We start from the raw sequence: 18,345 nt of genomic DNA on the forward strand, positions 1-18,345 counted from the left end.
AAGAATGGCGTCACAGGCAACACTGGCCGGCGACATAGGCCTTGCGCCAGCGCGTGATGCGCACCTGGGCAAACAGATCGGCCTGGTAGAAGGGATCGGATTCGATAAAGGCCTGGGCCGCCTCGCGCGTGTCCAGGTCCACCACATAGAGGCCACCGCCCATGTCGCTGCCGTCGTCCTGCAGCTTGGCGCCGCAGGCCAGCAGCAGCTCCGCGTTGCGCGCCAGAAAGTCCAGGTGCGCCGGGCGGTGGGCTTGGCGTACGGCCTGGTGTTCGGGCTTGTCGAAAGTCTCAATGATGTAGGGCATGGTGGCTCCGGGGTAGGGTGCGGCAGGCCAGGCTAGCGCTGCTGCCGCCGTAAAGCATTTCTTTGAAGGCCGGTCTCAGACCGTGGCAATCGGGGTCACCGGCGAGGCAATGGCGCCGGGCAGGTTCAGCGGTGGGGCGGTCAGCAGAAAGCGGCTGCGCCCATGGGCACGCAGCCACTGCGCCAGCGGCGTCAGATGCCACAGCTCGCCCAGGTGCAGGCCCAGCTTGAACAGGCAGTGCTCATGCAGGGGCAGCGCCGCGCAGCAGTCAGCACCAGGCTGGGCCGGGTGCGCCTCGACGGCATAGTTGTCGGCCGCGATCACGGCGATCTGGCTGTCGCTGATCCATTGCAGCAGCTTCTCGTCACGGCCATTGAGCACCGCGCAGCGGTTGTTCAGCACCACCGGGTCGGGGTTCTTCTGCATTGCCAGCACGGCCTGGGCAAAGCCGGTGTGCAGACACAGCATGTCGCCGGGCTCGATCTCCAGCCGGTCGGCCTCGATCACGCGCATCCATTCGTCGTAGCCAATCAGGCTGCGGGCATCGCCGTAGTGCGCATGCAGGTCCATCATCACGCCCCGGCCTTGCACGCCGTTCTGGGCCATGCCCTCAATGCCCAAGGCCTTGGCGCAGCTGGTGCTGCCGCTGCTCTCGGGCGTGGGCATACCGGTGTCGCTGACCAGCAGCGGCCCCAGTACATCGCGGCCTGCGGCAAAACCGTTGTAGTACAGCGGCTCGGGTACACCATCGCCATTGGCGTCGAACAGCTGGCCGGCATGGGCCAGGCCATCCCACTGGGTGGAGTACTGCAGCGACAGCACGGCCATGTCGTCGGACAGCACATCGGTGCGGCCGGGCTCCAGATCACCGAGCAGGCAGTTGAAGTTGACCAGGCCCTTGCGCTGCAAGGGGCGCAGCACGGGCGGCTTGCGGTTGGGGTTGAGGGCGCTGCCGCCGGGGTAGTCCAGCGGCAGGCTGAGCGAAAAGCGCAGGCCTTCCTGCACCTCGGCAACACCCTGGCGCACCTTGGCGGCCGTCAGCAGGTTGAGGCGGCCGAGTTGGTCATCGGGGCCGAAGTCGCCCCAGGTCGATCCTGCAGGGCGCTGCTTCCAGCGTGGATTGGCATCGGACATGCTTGTCTCCTTGGTTGAGGAAGGGCTGCAGCGGGCGGTTGTTGTTCTTGGTGCCCGTCTGCCTGGTTCAAGGCGGCTGCCTCAGTGTTTCTGCAAAAAGCTGCCCAGTGCCAGGTCAAAGGCCTGGGGCACTTCGAGGTTGGACAGGTGCGAGGCCGGCACCGTCGCCAGTTCCGAGCCGGCAATGGCGGCATGCATCGCTTCGGCATCGGCCACCGTGGTCACCGGGTCGGCGCTGCCGCCAATCAGCAAGGTGGGGGTCTGGATGCGGGCGATATCGGCGCGCAGGTCTTCCACGGCCAGGGCCTCGCAGCAGCTGGCATAGCCTTCGGGGGCAATGCCGGCAATCCAGGCCTGGGCGGTCTGCACCACCTGGGGCTGGCTGGCGATGAAGCCTTCGGTGAACCAGCGGCTGGGCGATGAATCGGCCAGGGTCTGCATGGCTGCTGCGCCATTGGCACGCACCAGGGCCGCGCGGTCACGCCAGCCTGCTTCGGCGCCAATCTTGGCGGCGCTGTTGGCCACGGTGATGCTGCGCATGCGCGCGCCAGCATGCACGCCCAGCCACAGTCCGGTGAGGCCGCCCATCGAGATGCCGCAGAAATGGGCCTGGTCGATGCCCAGGCTGTCCAGAATGGCCAGCACATCGCCGCCCAGTTGCGCGAACTGGTAGGGGCCAGGGCTCACGACGCTGGCGCCGTGGCCACGGATGTCGTAGCGCAGCACGCGGTACTGGCTGCTGAAAGTGCGGGCCTGGGCGTCCCACATATCCAGGGTGGTGCCCAGCGAGTTGGAGAAAACCAGCACCGGCGCGCCCTCGGGGCCTTGCAGATCGATGTTGAACATGCCGGTCGCAGTGGTGATTTGTTGTGTTGCCATGGCGTTCTGTCCTTCAAAAAGTGCCTCTGCATCGCTGCGCGGGCAAGGCTGCGCCAAGGTGGCCGAGGCAGCAGCGCTGGTGTTTGGGGGGGAGGGTGTCGGGGGATGCGGGGCAAGGCGCGGCCCTAGCAGGCCTGCGCTTGCCGCCGCAGTGAGACGTCAGACTTTTTCGAGCACCACGGCAATGCCCTGGCCCACGCCGATGCACATGGTGCACAGCGCGTAGCGGCCGCCCAGTGCATGCAGCTGGTTGACGGCGGTGGTAGCGAGGCGTGCGCCCGATGCGCCCAGCGGGTGACCCAGCGCAATCGCGCCGCCCCATTGGTTGACGCGCTGGTCGTCGTCCGCAATGCCCAGGTCGCGCAGCACGGCCAGGCCTTGGGCGGCAAAGGCTTCGTTCAGCTCGATGACATCGATGTCGGCCAAGGTCAGGCCGGCCAGTGCCAGTACCTTGCGCACGGCAGGTGCCGGGCCAAAGCCCATGATGCGCGGTGCCACACCGGCAGTCGCCATGGCCACCACACGGGCGCGCGGGGTCAGGCCGTATTGCTGGGCAGCTTCTTCATTGGCCAGCAGCAAGGCGCAGGCACCGTCGTTCACACCCGAGGCATTGCCGGCCGTCACGGTACCGCCTTCGCGCACCACGCCCTTGAGCTTGGCCAGCGCTTCGATCGTGGTGGCGCGGGGGTGCTCGTCCTGGCTGATCACCAGCGCATCGCCCTTTTTCTGCGGAATGGTCACGGCCACGATCTCGCGGGCCAGGTGGCCGGCAGCGATGGCCGCTGCAGCCTTTTGCTGCGAGGCCAGGGCCATGCGGTCCTGGGCGTCACGCTCGATCTTGAAGTCGTCGGCCACGTTCTCGGCCGTCTCGGGCATGGAGTCCACGCCGTACAGCGCCTTCATCTGCTTGTTGACAAAGCGCCAGCCAATGGTGGTGTCGTAGACGGCATTGTTGCGGCTGAAGGCGGATTCGGCCTTGGGCATCACAAAGGGTGCGCGGCTCATCGATTCCACACCACCGGCGATCATGAGGCGCGCTTCGCCGGACTTGATGGCGCGGGCAGCGGAGCCCACGGCATCCAGACCCGAGCCGCAGAGGCGGTTGACCGTGGCGCCAGGCACCTCGATGGGCAGGCCCGCGAGCAGGCTGGACATGCGGGCCACATTGCGGTTGTCTTCGCCGGCCTGGTTGGCACAGCCGTAGATCACATCGGTGACGGCCGTCCAGTCCACACCGGGGTTGCGCTCCATCAGCGCCTTGATGGGCACGGCGCCCAGGTCATCGGTGCGCACACCGGCCAGCGCGCCGCCGTAGCGGCCAAAGGGGGTGCGCACGGCGTCGCAAATATAGGCATGGGTCATGTTGGTCTCCTGGGATGAATACCGATCGGCGTTGCGCTTACAGCAGGCGCAGGCCAATCATTTTTTCGAGTTCGGCCTTGTCCAGACCGTCAACGGTGTCGATGAGCTTGAGGCCCTGGTCGGTGACCTCGATGGTGGCCACATCGGTGTAGATGCGCTTGACGCAGCCAATGCCGGTCAGCGGATAGCTGCATTGCTTGACGATCTTGCTCTCGCCCTTCTTGGTCAGCAGGTCCATCATCACCCAGGTCTGCTTGGCGCCGATGGCCAGGTCCATCGCGCCGCCCACGGCGGGAATGGCGCCGGCCTCGCCGGTGCTCCAGTTGGCCAGGTCGCCGTTCTCTGCCACCTGGAATGCGCCGAGCACACAGATGTCGAGGTGACCGCCGCGCATCATCGCAAAGCTGTCGGCATGGTGGAAAAAGCTGCCGCCTGCCAGCAAGGTGACGGGCTGCTTGCCGGCGTTGGTGAGGTCATAGTCTTCCTCGCCAGCGGCGGGTGCCGGGCCCATGCCCAGGATGCCGTTTTCCGACTGCAGGATGACTTCGCGGTCCTGGGGGATGTGGTTGGCCACAGCCGTCGGCTGGCCAATGCCCAGGTTCACGTAGGCGCCGTCATGGATGTCCTGCGCCACGCGGGCGGCCAGTTCGTCTTTCGTGCGTTTTTGGTAGCTGCTCATGGTCTTGTCTCCTGCTTCAGGCTGTTTTTTTGAAGCCACCGGCTTGCGTGGCAACGCGCTCGATCTTGATGACCTGGTTGACATAGATGCCAGGGGTGACCACGGCCTCGGGGTCGAGCTGGCCCAGCTCCACGATCTCATGCACGGTGGCAATGGTGTACTTCGCAGCGGTGGCCATTACCGGGCCAAAGTTGCGTGCCGATTTGCGGTAGGTGAGGTTGCCCCAGCGGTCGCCTTGCTCGGCCTTGATCAGCGCCACATCGCCATAGATGGGGTACTCCAGCACATAGTGCTTGCCATTGATCTCGCGCGTTTCCTTGCCGGCGGCCAGCTCGGTGCCGTAGGCGGTGGGGCAGAAGAAGGCGCCGATGCCGGCACCGGCAGCGCGCATGCGCTCGGCCAGGTTGCCCTGGGGCACCACTTCGAGATCGATCTTGCCGCTGCGGTAGAGCTCGTCAAACACATAGCTGTCGACCTGGCGCGGGAAGCTGCAAATGATCTTGCGCACGGCACCGGTCTTGAGCAGGGCCGCCAGACCGGTGTCGCCATTGCCGGCGTTGTTGTTGACCACCGTGAGATCGCGTGCACCCTGTGCGATCAGGCCGTCAATCAGGGCCGCTGGAATGCCGGCGGTGCCAAAGCCGCCGATGAGCACGGTCGAGCCATCCTGGACGCGGCTGAGGGACTCGGCAATCGAGTCCGAAATCTTGTTGATCATCTTGTCTCCTGGTTCTGAACACGGGTCGCAACAGGCTGCTGATCCTGCTGCGGCATGGTCGCGCTGCGCTGGGGCAGTGCCTGTACCGCGTGCGACAAATGCAATGCCGAGGCTGCCTGCGCGAGACTTGGGAATGCATTTGAGAGGATCGGCGGCCCTTAGGGAGTTTCTGCAAAACTCCCTGCCGTGGTCTTCACGCGGGGCTCGGGCGATCTGCTGCGTTGTCTTTCTTGTCAATAGCTGGCTATTGACTGCAAAAGACGCATTGCATCTCATCCCGATCCGCGTCCATCCCGCTTGGCGAGGGTTTTGCAGAACCTCCCAGAGGCTCTTGGTAAAAATGTTCGTATATAGAACATTAGTTCGCTAAAAGAATTATAGACTGCCGGATAATCCGCTACCCGATGTCCCTGCGATTTGCTTTTGTATTGCCAGGGATCCGCTCCACGCCAACGACCACGATTGCGGCCTATGAAAGAAGAAGACCCGACCCTCCGCCCCAGTGACAGCTATGTGCAGTCCTTCGCGCGCGGGCTGGAGGTCATCCGCAGCTTTGGCGCTGCCGCGCCGCGCCAGACCTTGACGGAAGTGGCCGAGGCCACCGGCATGACGCGTGCCGGCGCGCGCCGCATCCTGCTGACCTTGCAGACCCTGGGCTATGTGCGGGTGGAGGGCCGTTTGTTTGCGCTCACGCCGCGCATCCTGGATCTGGGCTTTGCCTATCTGTCGTCGATGCCGGTCTGGAACCTGGCCCAGCCGGTGATGGATGCGCTGGTCGAGCAGACGCATGAGTCCTGCTCCATCGCCGTGCTCGATGGCCAGGATGTCGTCTACGTTTTGCGCGTGCACACGCACAAGATCATGAGCACCAACCTGGGCATGGGCTCGCGCCTGCCCAGTTTCTGGACTTCGCTGGGCCGGGTGCTGCTGGCCGAGCTTCCTCCCCAGGAGCTGCAGCCCTTGCTCGAGGGCCGTGACCGCACGATGTTCACCCGCTTCACCCTCCAGGACGATGCGCAGCTGCTGGCCGAGCTGGCCCAGGTGCGTGCACAGGGCTGGTGCCTGCTCAACCAGGAGCTCGAAGAGGGGCTCACCTCGGTCGCTGCCCCCATCCGCAATGCCAGCGGCCAGGTGGTGGCGGCCATGAATATCAGCGGCCAGGCGAACCGCACCACGCCCGAGATCATGCAGGGCGAGCTGCTGCCCCAGCTGTTGCAGGCGGCGGGGCGCGTTTCGGGCCTGTTGGGCTACCAGGCGGGCCGGGGTATCGGCGGCAAGCTGGCGCCACGTTAAGCCGCAGACGCGGCTCGGCATTTCCATTTCATGACTTCCATGGCGCCGCCGGGTGCCGGCTTGGGTACGTCCTGTTGCAGTCCGGGTAGCCCTCGCCTGAGGGCGGGATTCGATGGCTTTGCGCCGCGCCGTTCTAGGGTTTCGATAGCGCGCAGCCTGCCTGCGTACTGTGTTTCAGCCATTTCTTAAGAAAACCTGAAGAAGTCTTAAGAAACCGCCTGCTGTAGCTTTGTCGCCTCTGTGGATCCCATTCTTAAAGATATGTAAATGAGAACCATTTTCCTCTTTAAGATGTGCGAGCTTTTTCACGGTGGTAGCCAACCAGAGTGCGGATTTCCCATCCGGTATAGCCAGACCGAACACATACCAAGGCAATAAAAGGAACTGGAATGGCTTTCAAAACCCAACCTGTGGTGGCAGCAGTGGCGCTGCTGTGCGCGGGCTATGCAGCGGCGCAGCAAGCGCCGGCCGAGACGACCTTGCAGGAAGTGCGCGTGCAGGCAGATACCGCGGCGGACGTGGGCTATGCAGCGCCCACGGCCAAGAGCGCCACCAAGATTGAAGCGCCTTTGCGCGACATTCCGCAAACCGTCAACGTGGTGCCCCAGCAGCTGATGCGCGACCAGGCCGTGCAGTCGATGCAGGACGTGCTCAAGGCCGTTCCCGGCATTGGCCTGTCGCATGGCGATGGCCAGCGCGACCAGGTGACGATCCGGGGCTTCACGGCGATTGCGGACCAGTTCGTCGATGGCGTGCGCGATGACGCGCTGTACTTCCGCGACCTGTCCAATGTCGAGCAGGTCGAAGTGCTCAAGGGCCCGGCATCGGTGCTGTATGGCCGGGGGTCTTCGGGCGGTCTGATCAACCGCATCACCAAGAAGCCCGGCATCGACCGCAGCGAAGTGGGCCTGACCCTGGGCAGCTGGAACCAGCGCCGGGGCGAGTTTGACCTGGCGCGTGCGCCGCAGGACAGCATCGTCTCCTACCGCCTGACCGGCGCCATCGAGCGCGCCGACAGCTACCGCGACCAGCAGTTTCTGGACCGCAAGGCGCTGGCCGGGTCGGTACAGTTCAAGTTCAGCGCGGACACGCAGCTGCTGCTGCAGGCCGACTACCTCAAGGACAGCCGCCTCACCGATTTTGGTATTCCCGCCTTCCAGGGCCGCCCGGTGAATGTGCCGCCCCGCACCTACTATGGTGCGGCCAATGCGCGTGATACCGATGTGAGCACCTCGGAGGTGTACTCGGCCTCTGCCACCCTGAGCCACCGCTTCAACGACAGCCTGAGCCTGCGCAATGTGCTGCGCTACTACGACTACAGCCTGGACCGCAGCAACACCCTGGTCGGCGCGGTCAACGAGAAGGCGCAGACGGCGACCCTCAACCGCGGCCATCTGGAGCGCGACGAGCACGGCTTTTTCAACCAGCTGGAGCTGACGCAGAAGCTGGAGCTGGCGGGCATGCAGCACCAGGTGCTGTACGGGCTGGAGCTGGGCCGCCAGAACAAGGGCTTGCTGAGCATCAGCCAGAGCAATGTGGGGACGGTGTCGCTGTTCAACCCGGTGCTGCCGGTCGTCTCGCCGATGCTGACGGCTGCACCTTCGGCCAACAACGACAGCGTCTTCAGCGTGGCCAGCGCCTATGTGCAGGACATGGTCACCCTGGCCCCCGAATGGAAGCTGCTGGCTGGCGTGCGCTATGACCGCTTCCGCCAGGAAACCGACAACTACACGCCAGGCAGCGTCAACCTGGGCCGCACCGATGTGGCATGGAGTCCGCGCGTCGGCCTGGTCTACCAGCCCAGCAACGCGCTGTCGTACTACGTGTCGTTCAGCAAGTCTTTCCAGCCCTCGGGCGAGACCTTTGCGCTGGCAGCCAACAATGCCCAGCTGGCGCCTGAGAAAACCACCAGCCGTGAGGTTGGTGTGAAGTGGGATCTGCTCGACGGCAAGGCCAGCGCCAATGCGGCGCTGTTCGAGATCGAACGCACTAACATCAAGAGCGTGGACCCCGTCAGCAACACCTTGGTGCCGCTGGGCGTGCAGCGCACCCGGGGCCTGGAGCTGAGCTTTGCCGGCGACCTGTCGCAGGGCTGGCAGATCTGGTCAGGCTATGCCTACCTGTTGAGCGAGATGACCTCGTCGCCCGCTGTCGATGCGGGCCAGCCCGTGGAAGGCAAGCGCGCCACCTTGACGCCCAAGCACAGTGCCAATGTCTGGGTGACCAAGGCCCTGGGCCATGGCTTTGGCGCCGGGGGCGGCATCAGCTATGTCGGCGCGCGTTTTGCCAACCCTGGCAACACCGTCGTACTGCCGGGCTACGCCACCTTGGATGCCATGGCCTACTACCGCCTGAACCAGGTGGACCTGCAGCTCAAGCTCAACAACCTTCTGGACAAGCGCTACATCGTGGCCGGCCACGGCTCCTCGCCCAACCTGAACCTGCCGGGTGCGCCGCGCTCGGTGCAGTTGGTGGCGCGCTACCGCTTCTAAGCTGCAAGGCGGGGATAGAGAAAGGCCATCTGCTGGGGCGGATGGCTTTTGTCGTTGTGGGTGCTGCGGTGAGAGGCTTAGTCAATATTGCCCAGGCCTTGCAGGTTGCCGAAGCGGTCGCGGATCTGGATCCAGGTGCTGCCCTGGTTCAGAAGGGGCAAGTCAAAAGTAGCTGTGCCGGCAACGGTCTCGCCAGCAGTCTTGGTGCAGGTGATGCGGTCAGGGTTGTCTGGGTATTTCTGTTCGCAACTGATGGCGCCATCAGATGACAACACTGCGCCATCCTTCTCTTTGTTGAATACCAGATGCGTTTGCATGGGCAGTGAGTACCATTCGCCAAACAGCTTGTCGGCCAGCGAAGCCGGATCGTCCAGTCGCATGCGTACGATGGTCTTGGGCGCTTCTCCCGGGAAAGTCACGGTACCTCGCTGTGAAAAGTGGGGCGTGGGCTGCTCGCGGTTGACTGCCAAATCGATACGCACTGGGCCCGCTTCCGCAATCTGGTGTGCTGACTGGGCCGCACCGCCCAGGCTGCGTCCACCCGCATACTGGTTCAGCGCAAATTCGGCCCGCGATGCCTGGGTATCTGGGCCAGTGCTGCCGTAGGTGCCGCTGCCCATATGGAAGGTGGGTTGGCTATTGGCGCCGTAGTTGAAGACCTGCAGCACCATGGTGGAGTTCTGCACGTCCAGCGCCAGTCCGCGACCGGGCTTGCCGGTGAGCTCATCTTGCACAATCCAGGTGCCGTTGATGGGCATCAGTTGATGTGTGTGCCGTGTTGGAATGCCGGTAACGGTTGAGCCGGGAAGCGCGATGGACCAATAGTTTTGCTGCTGTAGCTGCTGGTTGGCGAAGTTCATTGCAGAATCACTCTGCCCGATTAAGGGGAGCACCTGCCCAGGTGCCTCTTTCATCGTGGCATGGCCTGCAATCTGGCCCCCCGAGATTTGAAAGCGCAGGCTTTTGATATTGCTTCCGCTGGTGGCAGAGTTGCACAGGATCTGCGCTTTCTCGGCATCCACGGAACAGGGCGAAATGTAGCTGGGTACGTTCCCGTCCACATACTCAGCAAGCTCAAGCTGGTCCTTGCTATTGCGCTGAAGTGTCGCGCTGCGGTATTGCTTGAACTGCAAATTCTTGTCCAATATCATCAGACGCAGCACGCGTTGGCCCAGCTGTGCGAGAGGATTGCTGATGCTCGGCGTGAATTCTTTGATCGCAAAGCGCTCTATCGCCGCGGATGCTTCGCCGGGAAACTGCACCGTACCCTTCAAACCATTGCTGAAGGACACCGTCACATCACCGGGTGAGCTGTCTTCTACGGCATCCCGCGCTGCGCTGCCAAAGCTGCGCCCGCCGGTATAGCGGACGAGTGGGGCAGTGACGCTGTTGCCGTCCAGTTGCCCGGTGGCCGTGTAGAAAGTGGCATCGCCATTTTTCTCGTAGCCAAACACCTGCATGAAAAAAGTGTTGCCTTGCACATCGATGGCCAGGCCACGGCCAGGTTTGCCATCCAGCTCGCTGCTGACGATCCAGGTGCCCGCTTGGGGTGTGAAATTGCGTGCGGCCCAGCTGTTGGCGCTGCAGGCCAGAAGGCTTGCCACGATCAAAGAAGATAAGCGCATAGTGATTCAATCTCCCGGGTTATTGTCATAGTTGCCTGTTAGATCATAGCGAAGAGGCGTGCAAGCTAGCTGTCAGGGAAGCGTTGATAATGGTGCCGCCTCTCCACCCGCTGTCCTCGCCCCGTACGTCCATGGCCCGCCTTCCCCGACTCAGTCTTCCCGACATGCCGCACCATGTGCTGCACCGGGGCAACAACCGGCAGACGGTCTTTGTCGATGATGAGGATTTCCAGCACTTCAGCGATTTGCTGCGCCAGCTGGCGCAGACCCACCTGGTGGCAGTGCATGCCTTTGTGCTGATGCCCAATCACTTCCATCTGTTGATCACACCCCAGACCGAGCAGGGCCTGCCGCTGTTGATGCAGGCGCTGGGCCGGGCCTATGTGCGCTATTTCAATGCCCGCCACGGGCGCAGCGGTACTTTGTGGGAAGGGCGCTACCGCTCGACGGTGGTCGAGCCGGCCGAGCCGTTGCTGCAATGCATCATCTATATCGATTCCAACCCGCAGCGCGCAGGCCTCGTCGCCAAGGCGGAAGACTATCCCTGGTCCAGCTGTTCGCACCATTTAGGTGCAAAACCAATGGCGTGGTTGCGCGATCCGGCGGCGTTCTGGGCCTTGGGCAACACCCCCTTTGCGCGGGAGGCCCGCTATGCCCAGATGCTGGCCTATGGCCTGTCGCAGCGTGAGTCAGGTGCGCTGACCGCTGCGGTACAGGGCGGCTGGGCGATGGGCAGCGAGGACTTTGTGCAATCCCTGCAGTCCAAAACGGTGCGCAGGCTGCACAAAAAGAGTGCGGGCCGTCCCCGTTTAGCCACTCCCTCCGGCGAGTGAGGCAAAAATTTCTTATATATCAACGATTATTTGGCTATTTTTAATATGACCCCAATTAATTGTTGAGAAAAATCATTTGAAAATAATTGGTATCTGACCCTAAATAAAATACTTGCTCGGGTATGGACAGCTGCTCTACATTGACCTTCCCGCGATAGATTATTTGAAGGATTGCGCCATGTCGGCTACCGCACGCGAGCAGATGCAAGCTCAGGGTCTGTATGACCCGACTCTGGAACACGATGCCTGCGGCGTCGGTTTTGTGGCCCACATCAAGGGCCAGAAGAGCCATGCCATCGTGACCCAGGCTCTGAAGATTCTGGAGAACCTGGACCACCGGGGTGCGGTGGGTGCCGACAAGCTGATGGGTGATGGCGCCGGTATCCTGATCCAGCTGCCTGACGCGCTCTACCGCGACGAGATGGCCGCCCAGGGCGTCAAGCTGCCGCCGTTTGGTGAATACGGCGTGGGCATGGTGTTCCTGCCCAAGGAACATGCATCGCGTCTGGCTTGCGAGGAAGAGTTGGAGCGCGCCATCAAGGCCGAAGGCCAGGTGCTGCTGGGCTGGCGCGATGTGCCGGTCAACCGCGAGATGCCGATGTCGCCTACGGTGCGCGAGAAAGAGCCGGTCATCCGCCAGGTGTTCATCGGCCGTGGCGCCGATGTGATCGTGCAGGATGCGCTGGAGCGCAAGCTGTATGTTATCCGCAAGACCGCCAGCGCGGCGATCCAGAACCTGCAGCTCAAGTACAGCAAAGAGTACTACGTGCCCAGCATGAGCAGCCGCACCGTGATCTACAAGGGTCTGCTGCTGGCTGATCAAGTAGGTACCTACTTCCGCGATTTGGAAGATGAGCGCTGCGTCTCGGCGCTGGGCCTGGTGCACCAGCGCTTCTCGACCAACACCTTCCCCGAGTGGCCACTGGCCCACCCTTACCGCTATGTGGCGCACAACGGTGAAATCAACACCGTCAAGGGCAACTACAACTGGATGCGCGCCCGCGAAGGCGTGATGAGCTCGCCCGTTCTGGGCAACGATCTGCAGAAGCTCTACCCGATCAGCTTTGCGCACCAGTCCGACACGGCCACTTTCGACAACTGCCTGGAGCTGCTGACCATGGCGGGCTACCCGCTGGCCCAGGCGGTGATGATGATGATTCCCGAGCCTTGGGAGCAGCACGCGACGATGGATTCGCGCCGCCGCGCTTTCTACGAATACCATGCCGCGATGATCGAGCCCTGGGATGGCCCCGCGTCGATCGTGTTCACCGATGGCCGCCAGATCGGCGCTACCCTGGACCGCAATGGCCTGCGTCCGGCCCGTTACTGCGTGACCGACGATGACTTCGTCATCATGGGCTCCGAATCGGGCGTGCTGCCCGTGCCCGAGCACAAGATCGTGCGCAAGTGGCGCCTGCAGCCCGGCAAGATGTTCCTGATCGATCTGGACCAGGGCCGTCTGATCGACGACGAAGAAGTCAAGTCCTCGCTGACCAATGCCAAGCCTTACATGCGCTGGATTGAAGACCTGCGCATCCGCCTGGATGACGTGGTCAAGCCCGTGGCCGGCGAGTCGCAGATCGACCAGCAGGCCAAGGCCTCGCAAGAGTTCGGTGCGATTGCCGAGGAGCAGAAGTCCCCTGAGCTGCTGGACCTGCAGCAGGCCTTTGGCTACACCCAGGAAGACATCAAGTTCCTGATGAGCCCGATGGCCGCGAACGGCGAAGAGGGCATTGGCTCGATGGGCAATGACAGCCCGCTGGCCGTGCTGTCCGACAAGAACAAGCCGCTGTACAACTACTTCCGCCAGATGTTCGCGCAGGTGACCAACCCGCCGATCGATCCGATCCGTGAAGCGATTGTGATGAGCCTGGTGTCCTTCATCGGCCCCAAGCCCAACCTGCTGGATATCAACCAGGTCAACCCGCCGCTGCGTCTGGAAGTGACCCAGCCGGTGCTGGACTTCAGCGACATGGTGAAGCTGCGCAATATCCGCTCGCACACCGCTGGCAAGTTCAGCTCGGCCGTGCTCGACATCACCTACCCGCTGGAATGGGGCAGTGAAGGCGTGGAAGCGCGCCTGGCATCGCTGTGCGCACAAGCGGTTGATGCGATCAAGACCGGCAACAACATCCTGATCATCAGCGACAAGGGTGTCAGCAAGGACCGCGTGGCCATCCAGGCACTGCTGGCGCTTTCTGCCATCCACCAGCACCTGATCCGTGAAGGCCTGCGTACGGCCTGCGGTCTGGTGGTGGAGACCGGAACCGCCCGCGAAGTGCACCACTTTGGCGTGCTGGCCGGCTACGGTGCCGAAGCCGTGCACCCCTACCTGGCGCTGGAGACGATCACCTCGATCCACAAGCACCTGCCCGGCGATCTGTCGGCAGACAAGGCGATCTACAACTACATCAAGGCCATCGGCAAGGGTCTGTCCAAGATCATGTCGAAGATGGGTGTGTCCACCTATATGTCCTACTGCGGTGCGCAGCTGTTCGAAGCGGTCGGCATCAACAGCGAAACCATCGACAAGTACTTCACCGGCACGTCCAGCCGTGTTGAAGGCCTGGGCGTGTTCGAAATTGGCGAAGAAGCCATCCGCCGCCACAAGGCTGCCTTTGGCAACGACCCGGTGCTGGCCACCATGCTGGACACCGGTGGCGAATACGCCTGGCGTGCCCGTGGTGAAGAGCACATGTGGAGCCCTGATGCGATTGCCAAGCTGCAGCACTCGACCCGCGCCAACAGCTTCAACACCTACAAGGAATATGCGCAGCTGATCAACGACCAGAGCAAGCGCCACATGACCTTGCGCGGCCTGTTCGAGTTCAAGATCGATCCTGCCAAGGCCATCCCGGTCGAGCAGGTCGAATCGGCGGCCGAGATCGTCAAGCGCTTTGCCACCGGCGCCATGTCGCTGGGCTCGATCAGCACCGAAGCCCATGTGACCCTGGCCGTGGCGATGAACCGCATCGGCGGCAAGAGCAACACCGGTGAGGGCGGTGAAGACCCCGCCCGTTACCGCAACGAGCTCAAGGGCATCCCGATCAAGCAGGGCGAATCGCTGGCGTCGATCATCGGCAAGGACCAGATCGAATCGGACTACGTGCTGCAAGACGGCGACAGCCTGCGCTCGCGCATCAAGCAAGTGGCATCGGGCCGCTTTGGTGTGACGGCCGAGTACCTGGCCTCTGCGGACCAGATCCAGATCAAGATGGCGCAGGGCGCCAAGCCCGGTGAAGGCGGCCAGCTGCCAGGCGGCAAGGTGACCGAGTACATCGGCAAGCAGCGCTACTCGGTGCCCGGTGTGGGCCTGATCTCGCCCCCGCCGCACCACGACATCTACTCGATCGAGGACCTGGCCCAGCTGATCCACGACCTGAAGAACGTCGCCACGCATTCGTCGATCAGCGTCAAGCTGGTGTCCGAAGTCGGTGTCGGCACGATTGCCGCCGGCGTGGCCAAGTGCAAGGCCGACCACGTGGTGATCGCCGGCCATGATGGCGGCACGGGCGCATCGCCGTGGTCGTCGATCAAGCATGCGGGCTCGCCATGGGAGATCGGCCTGGCCGAAACCCAGCAGACCCTGGTGCTCAACGGCCTGCGCAGCCGTATCCGTGTGCAGGCAGACGGCCAGATGAAGACCGGCCGCGACGTGGTGATCGGTGCGCTGTTGGGTGCCGATGAGTTCGGCTTTGCCACCGCACCGCTGGTGGTCGAGGGCTGCATCATGATGCGCAAGTGCCACCTCAACACCTGTCCGGTGGGTGTGGCCACGCAAGACCCCGAGCTGCGCAAGAAATTCAGCGGCAAGCCCGAGCATGTGGTGAACTTCTTCTTCTTCATCGCCGAAGAAGCGCGCCAGATCATGGCCCAGCTGGGTATCGCCAAGTTCGACGACCTGGTGGGCCGTGCCGACCTGCTGGACATGAAGGCCGGTATCACCCACTGGAAGGCCAAGGGCCTGGACTTTGGCCGCCTGCTGGCCCGTGCCGAAGTGGCGGGCGATGTGCCGCTGTACCACACGCAGAACCAGGACCATGGTCTGGAAAAGGCCTTCGACAACATCCTGATCGAGAAGTCGCGCCCCGCCATCGACAAGGGCGAGCGGGTCAAGATCCTGGAGACCGTGCGCAATGTGAACCGCACCGTGGGCGCGATGCTCTCGGGCGCAGTGACCAAGGTGCATCCCGAAGGCCTGCCTGACGACACCATCCACATCCGTGTCGAGGGCACCGGTGGCCAGTCGTTTGGCGCCTTCCTGTGCAACGGCATCACCCTGTACCTGGTCGGTGACGCGAACGACTACACCGGCAAGGGCCTGTCCGGCGGCCGCGTGGTGGTGCGCCCGAGCCTGGATTTCCGTGGCGAAGCGCACAAGAACATCATCGTGGGCAACACCGTGATGTACGGCGCGACCACCGGTGAGGCCTTCTTGAGCGGCGTGGCCGGCGAGCGCTTTGCAGTGCGCCTGTCGGGCGCCACGGCGGTGGTCGAGGGCACCGGTGACCATGGTTGCGAATACATGACTGGCGGTACCGTGCTGGTGCTGGGCAAGACCGGGCGCAACTTTGCAGCCGGCATGAGTGGCGGTGTGGCCTACGTCTATGACGAGGACGGCCAGTTCGCCAGCCGCTGCAACACCACGATGGTCACGTTGGACAAGGTGCTGAGCCAGTCCGAGCAAGAGGCCAGCATCGACAAGGGCATCTGGCACAACGGCCAGACGGACGAAGCACAGCTCAAGCGCCTGCTTGCCGACCACCTGCGCTGGACGGGCAGCAAGCGTGCCCGTGACCTGCTGGACAACTGGGCGGAGGTGCGCAGCAAGTTCGTCAAGGTCTTCCCGACCGAGTACAAGCGCGCGCTGGGTGAGATCCACGCCCGCGCCGAAGCCAAGGCGCAAGTCGCCAAGGCCAAGACCTCGGCCAAGAAGAGTGTGGACGCCGCCGCGAAGTGAGGCCGCTGGCGGCCCTGCCGCCAAGCACCCCGACCCTTATTAATGACCACGATTGCTGTCCCCGCCAACGCGGCGCGGGCAGCAGCCAAGCAAGAGATCCGATCATGGGAAAAGTCACAGGCTTTATGGAATATGCGCGTATCGACGAGGGCTATGCCCCCGTTGAGGACCGCCTCAAGCATTACAAGGAATTTGTTGTTGGCCTGAACTCGCAGCAGGCCAAGCAGCAAGGCGCCCGCTGCATGGATTGCGGCACGCCGTTCTGCAACAGCGGTTGCCCGGTCAACAACATCATTCCGGATTTCAACGATCTGGTGTACCGCGCCGATTGGGCGGCAGCCTTTCATGTGCTGGATTCGACCAACAACTTCCCCGAGTTCACGGGCCGCATCTGCCCCGCGCCTTGCGAAGCAGCCTGCGTGCTGAACATCAACAGCGATCCGGTGGGCATCAAGTCCATCGAACATGCCATCATCGACCGTGCCTGGGAAGAGGGCTGGGTGCAGGCGCGTCCTCCCAAGCACCAGACGGGCAAGAAGGTAGCGGTGGTCGGCTCCGGCCCTGCTGGCATGGCGGCAGCCCAGCAATTGGCCCGTGCGGGCCATGCGGTGACCTTGTTCGAAAAGAACGACCGCATCGGCGGTCTGCTGCGCTACGGCATCCCTGACTTCAAGCTCGACAAGGTCCACATCGACCGCCGTGCCGCTCAGCTGGAAGCCGAAGGCGTGACCATCCGCACCGGCGTGCTGGTGGCTGGCAAGGACGGCCTGGGCAAGGACAGCAAGGTCACCAACTGGGCCAAGGAAACCGTCTCGCCCGAGCAGCTCAAGGCGGAGTTCGACGCGGTGCTGCTGACCGGCGGCTCCGAGCAGTCGCGCGATCTGCCGGTGCCCGGCCGCGACCTGGACGGCGTGCACTACGCGATGGAGTTCCTGCCCCAGCAAAACAAGATCAATGCCGGCGACAAGCTCAAGGGCCAGATCCGTGCGGATGGCAAGGACGTCATCGTCATCGGCGGTGGCGACACCGGCAGCGACTGCGTGGGCACCAGCAACCGCCACGGCGCCAAAAGCGTCACCCAGTTCGAGGTGATGCCCATGCCGCCCGAAGAGGAAAACAAGCCGCTGGTCTGGCCTTACTGGCCGATCAAGCTGCGCACCAGCTCCAGCCACGAAGAAGGCGCCGTGCGTGAGTTCGCGATCTCGACCAAGACGTTCAATGGCGACAAGGGCAAGGTCAAGAGCCTGACCACCGTGCAGGTCGAGTTCAAGGACGGCAAGCTGAGCGAAGTCAAGGGCACCGAAAAGGAATGGCCTGCCGACCTGGTGCTGCTGGCCATGGGTTTTGTGAACCCCGTCTCGCCGGTGCTGGAAGCCTTTGGCGTCGACAAGGATGCCCGTGGCAACGCCCGTGCGACCACCGACTTCACCGGCGGCTACGCCACCAATGTGGACAAGGTGTTTGCCGCTGGCGACATGCGCCGTGGCCAGTCGCTGGTGGTCTGGGCCATCCGCGAAGGCCGCCAGGCCGCGCGCGCCGTCGACGAGTACCTGATGGGCTGGAGCGATCTGCCGCGCTAAAACCGGTAGCCACTCACCGACCCAAGACCGCAGCCGAGGCTGCGGTCTTTTTTTGTGCCCGCTCGGCCTGAGAGCATCCGAGATACCCAGCATACCCCCTGGGGGTACCTCGGGTTTTCATCTATTTTTCATATGTAATTTTTATCAATTGCATTTATACTGTGGCCCAGTACCTGTATTTGGCGTGCTTTTGCGCCGTTGCGAACACCGCCTGCCATGCCCCATAACGCCGAAGACAAGCACCGCGCCATCACCCGCCTGCGCCGCATCAAAGGCCAGGCGGAGGCCTTGGAGCGGGCGGTGGAGGCGGGCAGTGATTGCGCGCCGATCCTGCAGCAGCTGGCAGCGATGCGCGGTGCCGTGCATGGGCTGATGGCCGACTTGCTCGATGGCCATATGCGCGAGACCATGGCCCGGCAGCCCGCGCCGTCGCAGGCGGACATTGACGAAATGCTGTCGCTGCTGCGCTCGTACCTCAAATAG

General features: G+C 63.2%; 13 protein-coding genes. 6 read left to right on the forward strand and 7 right to left on the reverse strand.

The features are described from left to right. Positions 1-10 precede the first annotated feature (10 nt). The 6 genes from MJ205_RS00695 to MJ205_RS00720 all read right to left on the reverse strand — a co-directional run bounded on the left by MJ205_RS00695 (position 11) and on the right by MJ205_RS00720 (position 5,079). Complete coding sequence (locus tag MJ205_RS00695) at positions 11-307, reverse strand: YciI family protein (protein WP_230770513.1); 297 nt, start codon at positions 305-307, stop codon at positions 11-13. A 75-nt stretch (positions 308-382) separates the two neighbouring features. Then, the gene (locus MJ205_RS00700; RefSeq protein WP_239810739.1) at positions 383-1,441 is read right to left on the reverse strand and encodes a cyclase family protein; all 1,059 of its coding nucleotides are present in this window, start codon (positions 1,439-1,441) and stop codon (positions 383-385) included. Between the two features lie 81 nt (positions 1,442-1,522). After that, the gene (gene pcaD, locus MJ205_RS00705; protein WP_239810740.1) at positions 1,523-2,320 is read right to left on the reverse strand and encodes a 3-oxoadipate enol-lactonase; all 798 of its coding nucleotides are present in this window, start codon (positions 2,318-2,320) and stop codon (positions 1,523-1,525) included. A gap of 159 nt (positions 2,321-2,479) precedes the next feature. Then, positions 2,480-3,682 (reverse strand): 3-oxoadipyl-CoA thiolase, encoded by a 1,203-nt coding sequence (gene pcaF, locus MJ205_RS00710; RefSeq protein WP_239810741.1) that lies wholly within the window; start codon positions 3,680-3,682, stop codon positions 2,480-2,482. Positions 3,683-3,719: 37 nt separating this feature from the next. Beyond that, positions 3,720-4,361 carry a 3-oxoacid CoA-transferase subunit B gene (locus tag MJ205_RS00715; RefSeq protein WP_239810742.1) on the reverse strand — a complete coding sequence of 214 codons (642 nt, stop codon included), beginning with the start codon at positions 4,359-4,361 and terminating at the stop codon, positions 3,720-3,722. Between the two features lie 16 nt (positions 4,362-4,377). Continuing rightward, positions 4,378-5,079: a 3-oxoacid CoA-transferase subunit A gene (locus MJ205_RS00720; protein WP_239810743.1), complete on the reverse strand. Its 702-nt coding sequence runs from the start codon at positions 5,077-5,079 to the stop codon at positions 4,378-4,380. Positions 5,080-5,550: 471 nt separating this feature from the next. Between MJ205_RS00720 and MJ205_RS00725 the strand changes: the two genes are divergently transcribed. Continuing rightward, entirely contained in the window at positions 5,551-6,372 is an 822-nt protein-coding gene (locus MJ205_RS00725) for an IclR family transcriptional regulator domain-containing protein (protein ID WP_239810744.1), read from the forward strand. A 389-nt stretch (positions 6,373-6,761) separates the two neighbouring features. Further along, positions 6,762-8,864 carry a TonB-dependent receptor gene (locus MJ205_RS00730; RefSeq protein WP_239810745.1) on the forward strand — a complete coding sequence of 701 codons (2,103 nt, stop codon included), beginning with the start codon at positions 6,762-6,764 and terminating at the stop codon, positions 8,862-8,864. A 77-nt stretch (positions 8,865-8,941) separates the two neighbouring features. Here the strand turns inward: MJ205_RS00730 and MJ205_RS00735 are convergent, their stop codons facing one another. Beyond that, complete coding sequence (locus tag MJ205_RS00735) at positions 8,942-10,489, reverse strand: hypothetical protein (RefSeq protein WP_239810746.1); 1,548 nt, start codon at positions 10,487-10,489, stop codon at positions 8,942-8,944. A gap of 131 nt (positions 10,490-10,620) precedes the next feature. On the opposite strand from MJ205_RS00735, the gene MJ205_RS00740 reads away from it, so the two are divergent. The 4 genes from MJ205_RS00740 to MJ205_RS00755 all read left to right on the forward strand — a co-directional run bounded on the left by MJ205_RS00740 (position 10,621) and on the right by MJ205_RS00755 (position 18,345). Continuing rightward, positions 10,621-11,322: a transposase gene (locus MJ205_RS00740; protein WP_239810747.1), complete on the forward strand. Its 702-nt coding sequence runs from the start codon at positions 10,621-10,623 to the stop codon at positions 11,320-11,322. 178 nt (positions 11,323-11,500) lie between these two features. After that, on the forward strand, positions 11,501-16,282 hold the full coding sequence (locus tag MJ205_RS00745) for a glutamate synthase-related protein (RefSeq protein ID WP_239810748.1): 4,782 nt from the start codon (positions 11,501-11,503) through the stop codon (positions 16,280-16,282). A gap of 104 nt (positions 16,283-16,386) precedes the next feature. Further along, positions 16,387-17,862, forward strand: a complete 1,476-nt coding sequence (locus MJ205_RS00750; RefSeq protein WP_239810749.1) for a glutamate synthase subunit beta — start codon at positions 16,387-16,389, stop codon at positions 17,860-17,862. A gap of 216 nt (positions 17,863-18,078) precedes the next feature. Continuing rightward, positions 18,079-18,345 (forward strand): metal/formaldehyde-sensitive transcriptional repressor, encoded by a 267-nt coding sequence (locus MJ205_RS00755; protein ID WP_182343504.1) that lies wholly within the window; start codon positions 18,079-18,081, stop codon positions 18,343-18,345.

Source organism: Comamonas sp. B21-038, assembly GCF_022387135.1.
GTDB classification, from domain to species: domain Bacteria; phylum Pseudomonadota; class Gammaproteobacteria; order Burkholderiales; family Burkholderiaceae_C; genus Comamonas; species Comamonas sediminis.

Coding starts and splice junctions, on each gene's coding strand:
- MJ205_RS00695 (WP_230770513.1), bottom strand. CDS start 307: ATGCCCTACATCATTGAGACTTTCGACAAGCCCGAACACCAGGCCGTA.
- MJ205_RS00700 (WP_239810739.1), bottom strand. CDS start 1,441: ATGTCCGATGCCAATCCACGCTGGAAGCAGCGCCCTGCAGGATCGACC.
- pcaD (WP_239810740.1), bottom strand. CDS start 2,320: ATGGCAACACAACAAATCACCACTGCGACCGGCATGTTCAACATCGAT.
- pcaF (WP_239810741.1), bottom strand. CDS start 3,682: ATGACCCATGCCTATATTTGCGACGCCGTGCGCACCCCCTTTGGCCGC.
- MJ205_RS00715 (WP_239810742.1), bottom strand. CDS start 4,361: ATGAGCAGCTACCAAAAACGCACGAAAGACGAACTGGCCGCCCGCGTG.
- MJ205_RS00720 (WP_239810743.1), bottom strand. CDS start 5,079: ATGATCAACAAGATTTCGGACTCGATTGCCGAGTCCCTCAGCCGCGTC.
- MJ205_RS00725 (WP_239810744.1), top strand. CDS start 5,551: ATGAAAGAAGAAGACCCGACCCTCCGCCCCAGTGACAGCTATGTGCAG.
- MJ205_RS00730 (WP_239810745.1), top strand. CDS start 6,762: ATGGCTTTCAAAACCCAACCTGTGGTGGCAGCAGTGGCGCTGCTGTGC.
- MJ205_RS00735 (WP_239810746.1), bottom strand. CDS start 10,489: ATGCGCTTATCTTCTTTGATCGTGGCAAGCCTTCTGGCCTGCAGCGCC.
- MJ205_RS00740 (WP_239810747.1), top strand. CDS start 10,621: ATGGCCCGCCTTCCCCGACTCAGTCTTCCCGACATGCCGCACCATGTG.
- MJ205_RS00745 (WP_239810748.1), top strand. CDS start 11,501: ATGTCGGCTACCGCACGCGAGCAGATGCAAGCTCAGGGTCTGTATGAC.
- MJ205_RS00750 (WP_239810749.1), top strand. CDS start 16,387: ATGGGAAAAGTCACAGGCTTTATGGAATATGCGCGTATCGACGAGGGC.
- MJ205_RS00755 (WP_182343504.1), top strand. CDS start 18,079: ATGCCCCATAACGCCGAAGACAAGCACCGCGCCATCACCCGCCTGCGC.